Annotated in this window: 14 protein-coding genes and 2 pseudogenes; 6 read left to right on the top strand and 10 right to left on the bottom strand. The window is 46.3% G+C overall.

All coding sequences use genetic code 11. The features are described from left to right. Nucleotides 1–16: 16 nt before the first annotated feature. From EDD70_RS01930 to EDD70_RS15315, 4 genes and pseudogenes are all read left to right on the top strand, one after another. Nucleotides 17–1,420 carry a DEAD/DEAH box helicase gene (locus tag EDD70_RS01930; RefSeq protein WP_092753541.1) on the top strand — a complete coding sequence of 468 codons (1,404 nt, stop codon included), beginning with the start codon at nt 17–19 and terminating at the stop codon, nt 1,418–1,420. 42 nt (nt 1,421–1,462) lie between these two features. Continuing rightward, a pseudogene (locus tag EDD70_RS15325) lies at nt 1,463–2,242 on the top strand (ABC-F family ATP-binding cassette domain-containing protein); the annotation flags it as partial. Between the two features lie 138 nt (nt 2,243–2,380). Then, nucleotides 2,381–2,695: pseudogene (locus EDD70_RS15320) on the top strand (ATP-binding cassette domain-containing protein); the annotation flags it as partial. A gap of 18 nt (nt 2,696–2,713) precedes the next feature. Next, on the top strand, nt 2,714–3,256 hold the full coding sequence (locus tag EDD70_RS15315; protein ID WP_423243274.1) for an ATP-binding cassette domain-containing protein: 543 nt from the start codon (nt 2,714–2,716) through the stop codon (nt 3,254–3,256). Nucleotides 3,257–3,303: 47 nt separating this feature from the next. On the opposite strand, the gene EDD70_RS01920 is transcribed toward EDD70_RS15315, so the two are convergent. Further along, nucleotides 3,304–4,887, bottom strand: coding sequence for a peptide chain release factor 3 (locus tag EDD70_RS01920; protein WP_092753545.1), 1,584 nt, complete (start codon nt 4,885–4,887; stop codon nt 3,304–3,306). 156 nt (nt 4,888–5,043) lie between these two features. Here EDD70_RS01920 and EDD70_RS01915 point away from each other — a divergent pair, with 156 nt between their 5' ends. Both EDD70_RS01915 and EDD70_RS01910 read left to right on the top strand, forming a co-directional pair. Then, nucleotides 5,044–5,316, top strand: coding sequence for a GNAT family N-acetyltransferase (locus EDD70_RS01915; protein ID WP_092753547.1), 273 nt, complete (start codon nt 5,044–5,046; stop codon nt 5,314–5,316). 42 nt (nt 5,317–5,358) lie between these two features. Beyond that, a complete protein-coding gene (locus EDD70_RS01910; protein WP_092753549.1) occupies nt 5,359–6,288 on the top strand; it encodes a LysR family transcriptional regulator in 930 nt (309 codons plus the stop codon). A gap of 72 nt (nt 6,289–6,360) precedes the next feature. On the opposite strand, the gene EDD70_RS01905 is transcribed toward EDD70_RS01910, so the two are convergent. From EDD70_RS01905 to EDD70_RS01865, 9 genes are all read right to left on the bottom strand, one after another. Continuing rightward, on the bottom strand, nt 6,361–7,260 hold the full coding sequence (locus tag EDD70_RS01905; protein ID WP_092753551.1) for a ribokinase: 900 nt from the start codon (nt 7,258–7,260) through the stop codon (nt 6,361–6,363). Between the two features lie 51 nt (nt 7,261–7,311). Then, a complete protein-coding gene (locus tag EDD70_RS01900; protein WP_092753553.1) occupies nt 7,312–8,475 on the bottom strand; it encodes a M20 family metallopeptidase in 1,164 nt (387 codons plus the stop codon). Nucleotides 8,476–8,498: 23 nt separating this feature from the next. After that, nucleotides 8,499–9,242 (bottom strand): glutamine amidotransferase, encoded by a 744-nt coding sequence (locus EDD70_RS01895; protein WP_092753555.1) that lies wholly within the window; start codon nt 9,240–9,242, stop codon nt 8,499–8,501. 17 nt (nt 9,243–9,259) lie between these two features. Beyond that, nucleotides 9,260–10,531, bottom strand: coding sequence for a M20 family metallopeptidase (locus tag EDD70_RS01890; RefSeq protein ID WP_092753557.1), 1,272 nt, complete (start codon nt 10,529–10,531; stop codon nt 9,260–9,262). A gap of 58 nt (nt 10,532–10,589) precedes the next feature. After that, nucleotides 10,590–11,525 (bottom strand): ribosylpyrimidine nucleosidase, encoded by a 936-nt coding sequence (gene rihB, locus EDD70_RS01885; protein ID WP_092753559.1) that lies wholly within the window; start codon nt 11,523–11,525, stop codon nt 10,590–10,592. A gap of 27 nt (nt 11,526–11,552) precedes the next feature. After that, entirely contained in the window at nt 11,553–12,485 is a 933-nt protein-coding gene (locus tag EDD70_RS01880) for an ABC transporter permease (RefSeq protein WP_092753561.1), read from the bottom strand. A gap of 16 nt (nt 12,486–12,501) precedes the next feature. After that, nucleotides 12,502–13,560, bottom strand: a complete 1,059-nt coding sequence (locus EDD70_RS01875) for an ABC transporter permease (protein ID WP_092753563.1) — start codon at nt 13,558–13,560, stop codon at nt 12,502–12,504. Then, complete coding sequence (locus EDD70_RS01870) at nt 13,557–15,113, bottom strand: ABC transporter ATP-binding protein (RefSeq protein ID WP_341465118.1); 1,557 nt, start codon at nt 15,111–15,113, stop codon at nt 13,557–13,559. The genes EDD70_RS01875 and EDD70_RS01870 overlap by 4 nt, the downstream gene beginning before the upstream one ends. Before the next feature lie 114 nt (nt 15,114–15,227). Continuing rightward, on the bottom strand, nt 15,228–16,313 hold the full coding sequence (locus EDD70_RS01865; RefSeq protein ID WP_092753567.1) for a BMP family lipoprotein: 1,086 nt from the start codon (nt 16,311–16,313) through the stop codon (nt 15,228–15,230). Between the last annotated feature and the right edge of the window lie 334 nt (nt 16,314–16,647).

The raw sequence follows: 16,647 nt of genomic DNA, 5'->3' as shown, positions 1-16,647 counted from the left end.
CAAATAAAGGAGATTCATGAATTTTAAAGATTTAAAACTGATTGCACCTATTTTACGGGCATTGGAAAACCAAAATTACACCGAACCCACGCCAATACAGGCACAGGCAATCCCTCCGGTACTGGCAGGCAGAGATGTAGTGGGCTGCGCTCAGACCGGTACAGGCAAAACTGCGGCGTTCGCCATCCCCATATTGCAAAAACTCAACGAAACATCTGTCCCTAAGCAATTGCAGCACATCCGTGCGCTCATTTTAACCCCCACGCGTGAGCTTGCACTGCAAATCCACGAAAGTTTTGAGGCATACGGCACATACCTAAAGCTGCGATGCTGTGTTATTTTCGGCGGAGTTTCGCAAAAACCGCAGGAAGAGAAACTCAAACGCGGTGTGGATATCCTCGTTGCGACACCCGGCAGACTCAACGACTTGATTAGCCAAGGTATCATCAACCTGAAAGAGATTGAAATTTTTGTGTTGGATGAAGCAGACCGCATGCTGGATATGGGCTTTATCCACGACGTAAAACGAGTGATTGCACAAACTCCGCGCAAAAAGCAGAATTTGCTTTTTTCGGCGACCATGCCTCCTGAAATCACCGACATTGTACAAGCCTTGCTGGTGGACCCAGTGAAAGTGGCGGTGACACCGGTATCATCTACCGTGGATAAAATTGAACAAAGCGTTTATTTTGTAGACAAAGCAAACAAACGAGAGCTTTTGAAATATTTATTAAAAGATCCATCTATTACCTCTGCGCTGGTGTTTACACGCACAAAGCATGGGGCCGACCGCGTGGTACGCGACCTCACCAGAGCAAATTTTAAGGCAGCAGCAATTCATGGCGACAAATCACAAGGTGCCCGCCAGACTGCACTCTCCAACTTTAAAGACGGTACCATTCGTGTATTGGTTGCAACCGATATCGCCGCACGCGGTATTGATATCGATGAACTTTCGCATGTTATCAACTTTGACCTGCCAAACATACCTGAAACTTATGTACACCGTATTGGACGCACCGGCAGAGCAGGGCTATCAGGTACTGCGATATCGTTTTGTGATATCGAAGAAAAGCCATATCTAATGAGTATTATAAAACTCATTAAACGCGATATTCCCGCTGTTACCGACCACCCCTATCCTATGATGGTTTTTGAAATCCCTCCGAAAGAGGCAAGACCTCCTCGCCCTGCACGCACAAGCAAATTGCCCACCCAAGCAGAAAAAAATTCACCCCGCAAGCAGGACGGACTACGCAACAGCAAACAAGGCAAAAACAGGGCAGCATCTACCGCATTACCGGCTGAGCCGCGTGCCCCTAAACCACGCAGCCATAAACCTTCAGGGAAACGCCCTGCACCAAAAACCGGTTCGGCAAATTCCCCCATTACAAAAAATGCTTATTTCCGTAAGGGATAGGCTACGTAATAAGTTCAAAGCATATCCGGAGGATATTAATTTATGTTATTACTAACCGCTGATAAAATCAGCAAAAGCTACAGCGAAAAAACATTGCTTAAAGATATCTGTTTCAGCATCAGCGAGGGCGAAAAACTGGGTGTCATCGGTGTAAACGGCACGGGTAAATCCACATTGCTTAAAATAATCGCCGGTGTTGAAGCCCCAGACAGCGGTGATATTACCAAAGCAGGCGGCGTGAGGGTAGGCTATCTGCCCCAAAACCCAGAGTTCATAGAGGGGGCAACCGTACTCGAACAAACATTGCATGGGATTGCACAGCAGCAGCGCGAAGGCAAGCAATACGAATGCAAGGCTATTTTAAATAAATTGGGCATCACGGATTTTGATAAGCCGATGGAACAGCTTTCGGGCGGGCAAAAACGCCGTGTGGCGCTTGCAAGCGCTTTGGTTACCCCTGTTGAGGTGCTCCTGCTCGACGAACCTACCAACCACATCGACAACGATATGGTTGACTGGCTAGAGGATTTTTTGGCACGTTACAAAGGCGCCTTGCTTATGGTAACGCACGACCGTTATTTTCTTGACCGTGTTACCAACCGCATTGTTGAACTGCAGGGCGGCAGCCTTTATGGTTATCAGGCAAATTACTCCAAGTATTTAGAGATGAAAGCAGAGCGCGAGGATATGCTTGCTGCGAGCGAGCGGAAGCGGCAGGCACTGCTGAAAAAAGAATTGGAGTGGATTCAGCGCGGCGCACGTGCCCGCAGTACCAAGCAACAGTTCCGTGTCAACCGTTTTGCCGAGCTTTCGGCACAAAAGGTAGACCTAACGGAAGATAAACTGGAAATGTCGTCGATGAGTTCACGCTTGGGCAAAAAGATTATTGAGATTGACAATATAACAAAGGCTTATGGCGACCGTACACTCATCAGCGGTTTTTCTTATAACCTGCTGCGCGATGACCGCATCGGCATTATTGGCGAAAACGGCTGCGGTAAATCCACCCTACTTAAAATGATCGGCGGTATGCTGCCGCCCGACAGCGGAAGTGTGGATATCGGCGATACGGTGCGCATCGGGTATTTTGCGCAGGAGTGCGACGAAATGAACCCCTCTTTGCGTGCTATCGACTACATTAAGGATATTTCTGCCGAGGTGCAAACCCCCGAGGGCACCCTCACCGCATCGCAGATGATGGAGAAGTTTTTGTTCACCTCTGACTTGCAGTACACCGCTATCGGCAGGCTTTCGGGCGGGGAGCGCCGTAGGCTGTACCTGCTGGGCATTTTAATGCAGGCACCCAATATCCTGCTGTTTGACGAACCCACCAACGACCTCGATATTCAGACACTCACCATTTTGGAGGACTACCTCGAGGGCTTTGCAGGAGCTGTGATTGTGGTATCGCACGACCGCTATTTTCTCGACAAGGTGGCAACCCGCATTTTTGCGTTTGAGCCTGACGGCGGCATTTGCGGCTCCATGGGCGGTTATTCCGATTACTTGGCACAGCGAGAAGAACAGGCTGAACCTGAAACCGAACGTGATACACAGCAAAAATCGAAGGACAGCTGGAAAACGAAATCGGACAAGCTGAAATTTACTTACAAAGAACAGCGCGAGTACGACGCCATTGATGATGTGATTGCAAAATTGGAAGAACGCATTGACGGCGTTGAAAAAGAACTTGTAAAAGAGGCAAGTAACTTTGAGCGTTTGCAAGAGCTGATGGAGCAAAAAACAGCTTTGGAGGCAGAACTTGCCGCGCAGATGGAGCGTTGGGTGTATTTAAGCGACCTTGCCGAGCGCATAGAGGCGCAAAACCAAGCTTAAACAACAAAAACCGGAGTGCAAAAATGCACTCCGGTTTTTTTATAAGCTTAGCGCCCGAATTCAGATAGAATAAGCCCTTTGTTTTTATCGAGTGCCCAGTTAATATTCCAACTGTCGGTAAACAGCAGCAGAAAACGTCCTTTAAAGTCCTGCACCACTTTGGTATCCGAACTGAGGTTCAGCTGCTTGATGTCGATGTCTTTGTTCTCAATCCATCGGATGTACTGGTACGCCAGCCGCTCCATAATGATATCCACATTGTATTCGTTCTTCAAGCGGTACTCCAATACATCAAATTGCAGAGTACCCACAACGCCTACAATGACCTCTTCCATGCCCTTGAACGGCTCCTGAAAAATTTGAATTGCACCCTCTTGCGCAATTTGGGTGGTGCCTTTTACAAACTGCTTGCGCTTCAAGGTATCCTTTTGGCGAATGCGCGCAAAATGCTCGGGTGCAAAGGTGGGGATGCCCGCAAATTCAAATTTTTTGCTAGGCACGCTGATGGTATCACCGATGGAAAAAATACCGGGGTCGAACACACCAATGATGTCGCCGGCATAAGCTTCGTCGATAATTTCGCGGTCTTGTGCCATAATCTGCTGCGGCTGCGAAAGCTTGAGGTTTTTGCCGCCCTGAATGTGTGCAACCTCCATATTTTTATCAAATCGCCCTGAGCAGATGCGCATAAACGCAATTCTATCGCGATGCGCCTTGTTCATGTTTGCCTGGATTTTAAATACGAATGCAGAAAAATCTTTGCTGAACGGGTCAACCTCGCCTTCGCTTGAATCACGCGGCAGCGGGGGTGTTGTCATTTTTAAAAAGTCTTCCAAAAACGGCTCTACACCAAAGTTGGTAAGCGCCGAACCAAAAAACACGGGGGAAAGTTTGCCATGACGTATGGCATCCATATCAAAGTCGTAGCTTGCGCCGTCGAGCAGCTCAATATCGTCCACCAGTGTTTGGCGGTGTTGTTCCCCAATCAGTGTCTCCAAACGGGGGTCGTTGATATCAACCTCCATTTTTTCTACCTCGTGCTGACCGTTGTTGGCGGTAAACGAGATAATCTCTTTTTTATGGCGGTCGTAAACGCCCTTAAACTCTTTACCGCAGCCGATGGGCCAGTTGATGGGATAGGTTTTGATACCCAGTTCGTTCTCGATTTCTTCCATCAGGTCGAAAGGGTCGCGCGCTTCTCTGTCCATCTTATTGATAAATGTAAAGATAGGGATATCGCGCAGCAAACACACCTTAAACAGCTTTCTGGTTTGGTTCTCAACACCCTTGGATGCATCAATAACCATAACCGCGCTGTCTGCCGCCATGAGTGTACGGTAAGTATCCTCCGAGAAATCCTGATGTCCCGGGGTATCCAGAATATTAATGCAGTAGCCCTCGTAATTAAACTGCATTACCGATGAGGTTACCGAAATACCTCTTTGTTTTTCAATTTCCATCCAATCGGATACTGCATGCTTTGCCGTTTTTTTGCCCTTAACCGAGCCTGCTAGGGCAATTGCCCCGCCGTAAAGCAAAAATTTCTCAGTAAGCGTTGTTTTACCCGCATCGGGGTGAGAGATAATCGCAAACGTTCTTCTGCGCTCTATTTCAGTTTTCAAATCAGCCAAACTGTATTCCTCCACATATTGCAAATTAACCTTTTAATAATAGCATTTTTGAAGTCTACACGCAACTATATTCCCCGCTATACTACAGAAAAACACGTGACCAGACGCATCTTTTTGCATCTTTTGTGTTATAATGTTGGCAGGAGGTGTTAACAAATGAATTTTATGATAGAAAACAATCGAATTTATTATAAGGATGAACATGGAAAACTGGTTGCCGAGGTTACTTTTCCAGCAGAATCGGTTCATGTTGCAAATATTGACCACACCTTTGTGGACGACAGCCTGCGCGGGCAGGGTATTGCCGGCAAACTGATGCAAGCTGCAGTAGAAAAGCTGCGCGCCGACGGTAAAAAAGTACACCCTACTTGCTCGTACGCGGTGACTTGGTTTCAAAAGCATCCGGAACATGCCGATCTGCTTGTATAATCGATCGTTACTAACGTACCGCTGAACAATAGGAGTGACAAAATGAACCTGCTTTCGTTAAAGTATGTGATAGAGGTGGATAAAGCAAAATCGATCAGCAAAGCGGCTCAAAACCTGTTTATGGGGCAGCCAAATTTGAGTAAGGCAATTAAAGAGCTGGAGCACGAGCTGGGCATTACCATTTTTAAGCGTACAACCAAAGGCGTTGCCCCTACCCGCGAAGGTGCCGAGTTTATTACGCATGCCAACACCATTCTTTCACAGGTGGATGAGCTTGAATCGATGTACAAAGCACCCGAAGAAAAAAACATTCGGTTTAGCATAACCGCTGCCCGCGCAGATTATATATCTTTTGGCTTTACCGATTTTTTAAGCAGAATGAAGCGCGGCGCACCTTTATCCGTTACTTTTAAAGAGGCAAATGCTATGGCTGCCATTCGTGATGTGGCGGAGGGAACTTCCAATCTCGGTATCATCCGCTGCCCTACTCTTTTTGAAAGCGAATTTCTTTCTTTTTTGGACGAACATCAGCTGAAGCGAGAAGTAATTTGGGAGTATTCAATGGGCGTTTTGATGTCGAGGCATCATCCTTTGGCACCGTTGAGCGAAATCCCCTACGGCGCACTTGCCAATTATACAGAAATTGCTTACGGTAATATTGAAACACCCGCTCCGTCCTATACAAAAACCATTATCGAAACTCCGGTAAAGCCTTCATCGAAATGTATTTATTTATACGAACAAGGTACGCTGTACCGTTTATTGCAGGAGGTAGCAGGCGCTTATTTTTGGTCGCCGCCCGTTACAAAACAGTTTTTAGAGAAAAACGAGCTTGTGCTGCGCTATTGCGCCATTTCTTCTCTCGGCAGCAAAGACCTTGTCATTTACCCCAAAGACTACCAACTGAATATGTGGGAGAAAATGTTTGTTCAATCGGTAAAAAGTGCAACACGCAATTGTGTACTTGTGTAACCGTAAAAAACAGCCGCAAAACCAAGCGATTGCCTGTGTATTTGCGGCTGTTTTATTTTATTCTCTAAGATGCTATTCTGCCACCAGATTGCTGTTTTTCACTTCATCCATATAAGGGATAGAAGATTCGGCACCTTGCCGTGAAACTGCAATGGATGATGCAACCGATGCCAAACGCAACGCCTCTTCGGCTGCATAGCCTTGCGCCAGGCTACCAATGAAGAAGCCTGTAAATGTATCCCCCGCTGCAGTGGTATCTACCACAGGTACTTTGTAAATGCCATGCGATAGGATTTGCTCGCCGTCTTTATACTGCACACCGTGCTTGCCGAGTGTCAGTACAATTTTTGCTTTGGGGTATTTGCGCGACAAGCTGCCGAGCAAATTATCCTTGCTCTCTTCGCCGCAGATATCGGCTGCCTCCACCTCGTTAAGCATAAAATAATCGACAAACTCAAGGGGCAGCGCAAGAATCTTCTCATTCATCGGCGACGGATTCAGTACAATTACCAATCCTTTTTTGTGTGCCTGCTCCATGATATAGCCTAAATTATTGATTTCGTTTTGCAGGATAAGAAAATCGTCTGCCGAAAAGCCCGCAAGTGTTTCATCAATATGCTCTTTTGTCATCGTTTGGTTTGCGCCGCCGTAAAGCATAATGCAATTTTGCCCCGAACGGTTTACCTGGATAATGGCATGGCCTGTGGCAATATCTTCGCACTGCTTTACAAAATCGATGTTCACATTATTTTTCTTCAAAGCTTCAAGCAACATTTCGCCATCCGCTTTACCCACAGCACCTGCATGGTATACCTGTACCCCCGCCCTTGCCAGTGCAATGGTTTGGTTGAGCCCCTTACCTCCGCAAAAAGTTTGGCGTGACTCTGACGACATCGTTTCGCCGGGACGGACAAAATGGTCAACCTTATACACATAATCTATATTGAGCGACCCAAAATTCAACAGTTTCATTTTTTCCTCCTATTCACCTTGAAAAATATCCAATTTAACCTCATGAGAGTTTTATTGTTGTTTCATAAAATGATAGTAGCATTCGATAGCGTCAAAGTAGTTTTTTATAAAAACACATTCGTTGGGTTTATGTGCTTCGCTGCTTTCGCCCGGGCCAAACAGCACCGTGGGCAAATTGTAATCTTTTAGAAAAATAGATGCATCACTGAAAAAACCTGTTCCTGTAAGCTGTGGCTTTACACCGCACACCTCTTGTACTGTATTTGAAAGTTCTTCAACCAAACTGTTGTGGGGTGAAATTTCAACCGCCATCCGATTGGTTAAAACCTGATATTCTATCTTTAAACCACCAAACTGCTGCTGTAAACCTGCAATCAGCCTGTTCACCTGCGCCAACAGCTCATTGTGGCAAACAGAGGGTACCGTCCTGATATCCAACGTCATATTACAGGCATCGGGCACCATATTTACCTTAACTCCGCCTTGAATTTTAGTCAAAGTACAAGTAGGCACCGAAAGGTACGGGTGGCTTGCCTCTTCGATGCTCTTTTTTATCTCTGTAAAAAGCTCGTAGGCAACCTCTGCCGCGTTGATGCCCTCCCACGGATATGCCCCGTGTGAGGTTTTTCCGCAAATAGAAAACTCCAACCACAATGTACCTTTGGAAGCTACCGAAATTTGGTTGCCCGTAGGCTCTCCTATTATAATATGTCCCACGTTATTTAGCAACCCGCTGTTTACGATTGCCTGAGCACCCAGTCCATCCGTTTCTTCATCTGCTGTGCCTGCAAAAATGATGTCGTGTTCGGGTACAAAGCCCTCTGCCGCAAACATACAAAAGGCATACAAGGCCGCACAAAGCCCGCTTTTCATATCACTGGCACCGCGCCCATACAGGGTACCGCCCCGAATTACTGCTTTATCCGGCGCGGTATTCCATCCATCGGTATTACCAAACGGCACGGTATCCAAATGCCCGTTTATCAGCAGTGCTTTTTGGTTGGTTCGGCCTTTTATGGTTGCTATAATATTTGCCCTGTTGGGTGCAAACTCCTGTACTGTAACCGTACAGCCTGTGCCCTGCAAATAAGAGGCGATAAAATCTGCCAGCAACTTCTCCTCTCCATTGGGATTTACCGTAACGATGCCGATTGCATCGCACAGCAGCTTCAATGCCTCATCCTTTTGAACGTTCGAAATATGTTGTAACATCATTTACCGCCTCTGTAGTTATTGTTTTATTTTGTTAAGTAATCCAAAATCCCTTTCCAAAGTTCGTTGTAATATTCCCAATTTACAAACTCCGGCGGGCCCCAGTGGGGTGCACAATCGGATGTAAATACAGCGGATTTGCCTTTACCAAATTCGCCTACTGCAATAAAGGGGTCGCCATCTATGGTAACCAGTACCTCACCTTGGGCAGTTGCTTTGGTTTTGTTGTAACCGAGGAAATGCGGCCATTCTTTGGGCAGACCTTTAATTGCCTCGTGCTCTTTTACGATTACCGGTACCACACCCTCGGGGTGCTCTGCTCTGTCGTCTATATCCAGGCACTCAACAGGCAGAACGTCTTTAATCGGCGTCTGACCATACCGTGTTTTTGCATCTACACCGGTAAACGACATATAACCGCCAACCATCAAGAAAGAACCGCCCTGCTCCACATAGTCTTTGATTAGCTGACAACGGTTGGGCTTTCTGATGCTTTTAGAAAAGGTATCGGGCGCAAGCAGCAGTGTGTTTGAACCGATGTCGGACAAAATCACGCAGGAATATTCTTTTAACTCTTCCATAGTAAAAGGGAACTTTTCGGGTGCATGATGGTTGGGTATGTAATCTACCTGATAGCCCGCCTGTTCGATAGCGGTGCGGATAGGGCCTACCCCCTCCTCGTACACCGATGTGTAAAAGCTGTCAAAACCTTTCACGTGGGTAGTATAACTCATCCAGCTTTCGCCGGCAATTAAAACTTTTTTCTGCATTCGCGTAATCCTCCTTATTATTCTTGGCACCAATCTATAATGAGTTGTGCATAAACCAAAATTGCATCGAGATATTGCTGTAACTCGATATATTCATTCACTGCATGGCACTGTGCCTGCCTGCCGGGGCCGTACTGTAAAGTGGGGCATTTTGCTATATTGCGCCAAACGCGCGAATCACACCCCGCAGGGGAACCCACAACTTTTACTTCTTTGCCCAGTGCTGTTTTATAAGCACTGCGAAACGCACCGACAAATTCGTGTTTTAAATCCATCTCGAATGAGCCGCCCGCTTGGTAAATGGAGATGCGTGGTTTATGGTCTTTCAGCCACTCGTCGCCTTCGCAGCAGCGGTAGATTGCCTCGGTGTACTCTTTTACCACTTGGTCGTGGCTCATCTGTACGGGCAGATAATGCACACAGGTTTTAAAACAGCAGTAATCTGCTACGGTAGAACCCGCTGTTCCGCCCTCAATCACGCCTGCATTCGAGGTAGGCGACGGCAGCAGAGTATGTTTATAGGTCATCAGCCATTTGTGCTCCAGTTCATCGATTGCAGCCATCAGTTTAACCGCTTTTTCGATGGCACTTACCCCCAGCCACTTGGAGCCCGAATGCACCGCCTTGCCCTCTATTTCTATTTTAAAAAAGATAAAGCCCATGTGCGCAGCAATCAATTCTTCATCGGTAGGCTCACAAACTACCACAGCATCGGCTTTTTGCCCGTTCATCGCCGCGGCAATCGAGCCGTTTCCGCCGCCCTCTTCATCTACAACCGATGTAATAACAACTTTGCCGGGTAGGGGTATCTCTGCATCTTTCAGCAGCTGTACTGCCATTGCAGATGCCATCAGCCCGCCTTTCATATCACACACGCCCAGCCCATACATTTTGCCATCTCGGATGGTGGGGGTATGGGGTGGGGTGTTCCACAGCTTTTCATCACCCGGGGGCATGGTGTCGATATGCCCGTTGAACATGATAGATTTACTGCCCGTTCCTTCAAACGCGGCATACACATTGTAGCGTCCGTCGTAGTTATGCCCGGGGTTGCCCTCTTTGTGCTGTGCAATACTATCTTGGATGACAGCCTCGGTCATTTGGTGTTTCTCCACAGATGCTGCACCCATTTGACGGAACATCTCAACCATATAATCCTGGCCTTTTTTCTCTAAACCGCCGTCGATACCATGGCCCAAGTCTCGCGTATCAATCGCGACAAGGTCAGAAAGCCGTTTTATGTATTTGTCCTTGTTTTTATTCAGTGTCTGCTTCAACTTTTCCATCATAAGGTATCCCCCCCTTAAACGCATGATTTAGTTGTAATACTGCACTGCAATCAAATCATTAATTATAAAGCCTGATGCATTCCTCTACGATATTCCAGAATTTTTCTTGGTCAAGCTTGATGCATACTTTAGAGTTCGGCTCGCGGTGCTGTGTGTTAAAGTAATCGCACAGGGTACGCCCATAGCATTTTTCGCTTCTGATTTCAATCTCTGTGTACATCTCTTTTGTTTCGATACAGGTTGGATCGATGAGGTAGGCGATGCAGGTTGGGTCATGCAACGGGCCGCCTGCCCAGCCGAACACCTTTTTCTGCGATGCACCGAAGAATCGCATCAGGTCGGCAAACAAGTGTGCCGCTTTATTGCCGATTTTCTCCATACGGTCGACAATTTCGGGGTAGCACAGCGCCTGTCTGGTAAGGTCAAGCCCCATCATCACAATCGGTCTGCCCGAGGTAAACACTACATAAGCAGCCTCGGCATCCGCCAAGATATTAAACTCCGCAGCGGGGGTCATGTTGCCCAGCTGGTAAGCGCCGCCCATTAAAACAATCTCTTGAATTTTGTCTACAATTTTTGGCTCGCGGCGCATTGCCATTGCAATGTTGGTAAGCGGGCCTGTGGGCACAAGGGTGATATCGCCATCCGATGCCATCAAAGTTTCTATAATAAAATCAACACCGTGTCTGGGGTCAAGCTGTTTGGTAAGCGGTGCAAACACGGGGCCGTCAAGGCCTGTTTCACCGTGAATATCATCTGCAATCACCTGTTTTTGGCGTACCATAGGGAAGCCGCAGCCTGCACATACGGGTACATCAATGCCCAAATGCTGGCAGACGTTCAGCGCATTGCGAGAGGTTTTCTCTAAGGTTTGGTTGCCCGCCACTACAGTAACACCCAGCAGCTCGAGTTTGGGGTGCTTTGCAGCCATCATAATAGCAACGGCATCGTCATGCCCGGGGTCACAATCCAAAATAATCTTTCTTCTATCCATTTTCAAACTCCATTTCTATCAACAACGTTATTTGGTGACTAAAGAGCTTTTCGCCTTTGCCTCTTTTACATATTTGCGCCACAGCGATACCGCCAGTACCGCAATGGTGATGATATAAGGCATCATCAGTACAAACTGCGAAGGCCAGCCGTAAGACTGTAATCTGCCGCCGAGCGAATCGGTAAAGCCAAACAACAAGCATCCAATCCATGCCATAACAGGGTTTGCATTGCCAAAGAACATTGCTGCAACACCCATAAAGCCTCTGCCGTTGGTCATATTTTCGGTAAACATCTGCGAATAGCCAATGGAAAGATGGGCACCCGCCATACCGCCGAGTATACCCGAAATCAACATAACCTGATATTTCATTTTATTAACATGAATACCCGCTGTTTCGGCAGCCATTGGGAAGCGGCCGACAGAGCGCAGCCTCAAGCCCCATACCGTACGGTAAAGCAAAAAGCTCATTACAAAAACCATAATAATGCCGAATATCTCCATCATTGACCAGTTGTTAAACAAACCGTTCAGGTATTTGTTATTGTCGAACAATGCAATGTGTAATTTAGGGATTGCAATGATTTTGGGGCTGGTAAAACTGCCTGTGGTACCCAAAAACTGTTTGATACCGAATTTAGTAATGGCAAGTGCCAGCATATTAATTGCTGTACCGATTGCGCAGATATCTGCTTTGTATTTGATGTGTGCAAACGCCATAATCATAGACATTACCGCACCCGCCACCATCGAAACGAGCAGTGCCAGCAGCCAGCTGCCGGTAAAAAAGCTGACACATACCGCTGCAAACGCACCTGTAAGCATAATGCCCTCGGTACCAATGTTAATGATATCTGCCTGCTGAGTAATTACCGCTGCAAGTGCTGCAAACAAAATCGGAGTAGCGGCTCGAATGGTAGCATAAATCAGCGTAAAGTCAAAGATTGAACTCAATTCCATTTAATAGCCCTCCTTTTTAATTTTGTTTACCGGGCAGTGCCGATTGTTCTTCTTTTTTTGCTTTGCGGCGTTTGTTAAATACAAACAGCGCTTCCATCGTTGCAAACACAATAAAGATTGCAATAATAGTATCTACAATGGACTTTGGTACACCGGTGTAACGCTCCATACCCAGTGCGCCCGATTTTAATACCGCGAGGAAAAATGCCATCAGCGGCACCATTTTGATATCGCTTTTTACAATCAGTGCTGCGAGCATGCCATCCATTGCGATACCGGAAGAGAAGTTATCCAAGAAGTAGCCGTATACACCCAGGATTTCGATTGCGCCCGCAATACCGCCTACCGCACCCGAAAGCAGCATGGCACGAATCATGGTTTTTTTCGGGTCGATGCCCACATATTCGGCGTGCAGGGGGTTCAGCCCTACACTGGTAAATTTGTAACCTGTTGTCGAGCGCGACATCAGCCAAAAGATAACTACCACTACTACAATTGCTATAAACAAACCTGTGTGTGCCTGGCTTGGCTTCATAAACTGGGTGAGTTTTACGCCATCTGCCACTGCAGGTGTTTGCGGAACGCCGGTTTTTGCGCTGAGCGGCCCGTTAACCAGATACGATGTAATAAATTTTGCGACATAGTTCATTAAAATGGTGACGCAAACCTCGTTGACGCCCAGCCTTGCCTTTAACGAACCGGGGATGTATGCCCATGCAGCGCCCACCACCATAGCAGCGGCAAAACAAAGGATGAGGTGAATGGGTGCAGGCAGCCCCTTAAAGGCGAAACCTACCCATGCCGCAGCCATTGCACCGAGGTACAGCTCGCCCTCAACGCCAACGTTGAACACGCCCACGCGCGACGAAATGACAAATGCGATAGAAGTGAGCAGCAGCGGTACAAACTTTTGCAAAGTTGTACCGAGGTTGAGCTTGCCCACAAATGCGCCCTTAAACAGCTGAAAATATGCTTCCAGCGGGTTGTACCCCAAAATGAGCATAACCACTGCGCCGATGAACATAGATACCACGATAGTAAGCAGAAGATTAATATACTTATTGTTTATTTTCATGATAATGCTTCGCCTCCTGCCTGAACTATTTTATCCGAACCTTCAGAGTAACCGCCCATCATGAGCATACCAATGTTATCTTCGTTGGCTTCCTCTGCGCTCATCATTCCGGTTATCTTGCCCTCGTACATTACAATGATGCGGTCGGACAAAGACAGTACCTCCTCAAGGTCTGCCGATACCAGCAGAATGCCTTTGCCGTTTGCTTTTACCTCGTTGAGGATTTTACGAATCGATTCGATTGCACCGATATCAACACCGCGGGATGGCTGTGATGCAATGAGCAATTTACCGTCTGCATCCACCTCACGCGCAACCACTATTTTTTGTGCATTACCGCCTGACAGCGCCTGTGTCAGCGCTAAGGGGTTGCGGGGGCGAACATCAAACTTTTCAATGAGTTTTTCAGAAAAGCTGCGGATTTCTTTGTGGTTTTGTATAATACCTTTTGCAAACGGTTTTTGGTCAATTTTCACCGCAACCATATTATCCATAATGGTCATACGGCGGTTCAGCCCACGCAGGTTTCTGTCTTCGGGGATGTGGGTAAGCCCTGCTTCGCGGATTTTTTTCGGCGACCGATTGGTGACGTCCACACCATCCAGCTTTACGGTGCCTTTTTCTACTTTACGCAGGCCAGCAATCGCCTCAATCAGTTCGCTTTGCCCGTTGCCGTCAATGCCGGCAATGCCCACAATTTCGCCTGCTTTTACATCGAGAGAAACCCCTCTTATTTTAGAAAGCTCTTTCTCACCTGAGGTCCATAGTCCATCCACCTGTAAAACGGTTTTGCCAACCTCTGCTTTTTTCTTGGCTACATTCAAGAACACTTCACGGCCTACCATCATTTTTGCAAGCTCTGCCGTATTGGTATCCTCTTTGTTCACGGTATCTACAAATTTGCCTTGACGCATTACTGTAATACGGTCTGAAATTTCCATAACCTCGTTGAGCTTATGCGAAATAAATACGATGGATTTGCCGTCTGCTTTTAGGCTGTTTAGAATTTCGAAAAACTTTTTGCACTCTTGCGGTGTCAGTACTGCGGTAGGCTCATCTAAAATAACAATTTCTGCCCCGCGGTACAGGGTTTTTATAATTTCAACTCTCTGTGCTTCGCCCACAGAGATTTGGTCAATTCGTTTGTTCGGTTGAATATCCATATTATAAGTATCTATGTACTTTTGGATTTCTTTTTTTGCACTGTCAAAATCAATAATCATGTTCTTTTTCGGCTCAAAGCCCAAGATAATGTTCTCGAGTACCGTCAGCTCGTTGACAAGCATAAACTCTTGGTGAACCATGCCGATGCCATGTTCAATTGCGATTTTGGGCGTAAGGCCGGTTACCTCGCTGCCTTTTATTTTAATAACACCGCCGTCGTTTGCATAAATGCCGTAAAGCATTTTCATCATGGTCGATTTTCCGGCACCGTTTTCACCAATCAGCGAGTGTATCTCGCCTTTTTTTAAATTGAATTGTCCATTGCTGACTGCTTTTACCAACGCAAAGCTTTTTTCGATATCGGTCATTTCTACGATATATTCGTTCACCGACTCCACCCCTTCCGCCTGCTCTGGGCTACCGTACATTTCGTGGTTATTTATGAAGTGGCCTGTTTTTTAAAACAGACCACTTCGATGTCATTTTCTGTTCGTTGTATGAACTTATTTTCTGCCAAAACCTTCGTATGCATTAACTTTGATTTCACCGGATTTTACTTTGGCTTCCAGTTCGGTAATCTTGTCCAAAATATCCTGAGGGAATTTATCACCAAGTGCGGTTTTCATAGTAGACATATCGGTGAGGCTTACACCGCCGTTGCTGATATCCAAATAAGTGGTTTTTCCGCCCTCAAAAGTGCCTTTTACAACCGATTCAATTGCAAGATAGGTTGCCTGATCCACACGTTTGAGCATAGAGGTAAGGATAGAACCGGGGTAAACATCATCTTGATTGAGGTCAACGCCAACTGCAAATTTGCCCTGCTCTTTTGCAGCCTCCAAAATACCTGTGCCTGTACCGGATGCAACGTTCATAACAATGTCGGCACCCTGGCTGTACTGCGCAATGGTAAGCTCTTTGCCTTTCAGGGGGTCGTTAAAAGTACCTGCGAAAGATTGGAGAATTTTAATTTCAGGGTCGACGTATTTGGCACCCTGCTCGTAACCGATAAAGAAGTCATGCAATACGGGGATATCCATACCGCCGACCCAGCCAATGGTTTTGTCTGCATTTACACCCGGAATATCTGTTTTGGTTGTAAACATTGCAGCAGCAGCACCGGCAAGAAAAGAGCCTTCATTCTGCGCAAAGGTTGAAGATACGATGTTGTCGCCTTCTACAACGCCATCAATCAAAGCAAATTTGGTGTTGGGGAATTCGGGGCAGTGTTTCGTCATAATCTCTTGGAACTGTGTAGAAACACCAATAACAAGGTCGTAACCGTCTGCTGCCATTGCAACAAAGTTCGATTCCCACTCTGTGGGTTCTTTGGATTCCATTTCTTTGAGTTCGATACCGAGTTCTTCTTTCGCTCTCAGTGCACCTTCATGTGCTGAGTCATTAAACGATTTGTCACCGAGGAAACCTGCATAAATCAGTGCAACTTTTAGGGGTTTATCAGCGGGTGCCTTCGATTCCGATGTGCCGGACTCTGCAGGTGCCGAGCTGCCAGAGGATTTGCTGCCGCAACCGGCAAACATTGCCATTACCAAGGTTAGTGCGAGCAAAACTGCTACTAGTTTTTTCATTTTCGTTCCTCCCTAATTTTAGGTTTCATTTATATGCATTTGCCAAATTGGCAAATTTCATATTGAATAAATAAAACGTTTTATTTCAGCTTGCGTTTCAATCGTTGATATTGATAAAACATTGTTAAAAGCTTATTTTGGATAGATAAAACGTTTTACTTGATTTATTTAAATATTATCACATTTTTTCAATTTGTCAATATTGCATTTTAAATTTTTATATAAACAGAAAATTTTAGTCATTTAGCACTAATCACCTTACCGATACATAGAAAAACTGACCAAATAATTGCTTTTGTCTTAAATTTTTTGCATTTTAGCTTTTTTATCAGCA

The sequence above is a fragment of the Hydrogenoanaerobacterium saccharovorans genome (assembly GCF_003814745.1).
Lineage (GTDB): Bacteria > Bacillota > Clostridia > Oscillospirales > Ruminococcaceae > Hydrogenoanaerobacterium > Hydrogenoanaerobacterium saccharovorans.
Note: the sequence above shows the minus strand (reverse complement) of the source record. Positions and strands in the feature narration are given on the sequence as shown.

What these genes read in the sequence shown, in the direction of transcription:
- EDD70_RS01930 (WP_092753541.1), top strand. Translation starts at nt 17, where the DNA reads ATGAATTTTAAAGATTTAAAACTGATTGCACCTATTTTACGGGCATTG.
- EDD70_RS15315 (WP_423243274.1), top strand. Translation starts at nt 2,714, where the DNA reads ATGCAGGCACCCAATATCCTGCTGTTTGACGAACCCACCAACGACCTC.
- EDD70_RS01915 (WP_092753547.1), top strand. Translation starts at nt 5,044, where the DNA reads ATGAATTTTATGATAGAAAACAATCGAATTTATTATAAGGATGAACAT.
- EDD70_RS01910 (WP_092753549.1), top strand. Translation starts at nt 5,359, where the DNA reads ATGAACCTGCTTTCGTTAAAGTATGTGATAGAGGTGGATAAAGCAAAA.
- EDD70_RS01905 (WP_092753551.1), bottom strand. Translation starts at nt 7,260, where the DNA reads ATGAAACTGTTGAATTTTGGGTCGCTCAATATAGATTATGTGTATAAG.
- EDD70_RS01900 (WP_092753553.1), bottom strand. Translation starts at nt 8,475, where the DNA reads ATGATGTTACAACATATTTCGAACGTTCAAAAGGATGAGGCATTGAAG.
- EDD70_RS01895 (WP_092753555.1), bottom strand. Translation starts at nt 9,242, where the DNA reads ATGCAGAAAAAAGTTTTAATTGCCGGCGAAAGCTGGATGAGTTATACT.
- EDD70_RS01890 (WP_092753557.1), bottom strand. Translation starts at nt 10,531, where the DNA reads ATGATGGAAAAGTTGAAGCAGACACTGAATAAAAACAAGGACAAATAC.
- rihB (WP_092753559.1), bottom strand. Translation starts at nt 11,525, where the DNA reads ATGGATAGAAGAAAGATTATTTTGGATTGTGACCCCGGGCATGACGAT.
- EDD70_RS01880 (WP_092753561.1), bottom strand. Translation starts at nt 12,485, where the DNA reads ATGGAATTGAGTTCAATCTTTGACTTTACGCTGATTTATGCTACCATT.
- EDD70_RS01875 (WP_092753563.1), bottom strand. Translation starts at nt 13,560, where the DNA reads ATGAAAATAAACAATAAGTATATTAATCTTCTGCTTACTATCGTGGTA.
- EDD70_RS01865 (WP_092753567.1), bottom strand. Translation starts at nt 16,313, where the DNA reads ATGAAAAAACTAGTAGCAGTTTTGCTCGCACTAACCTTGGTAATGGCA.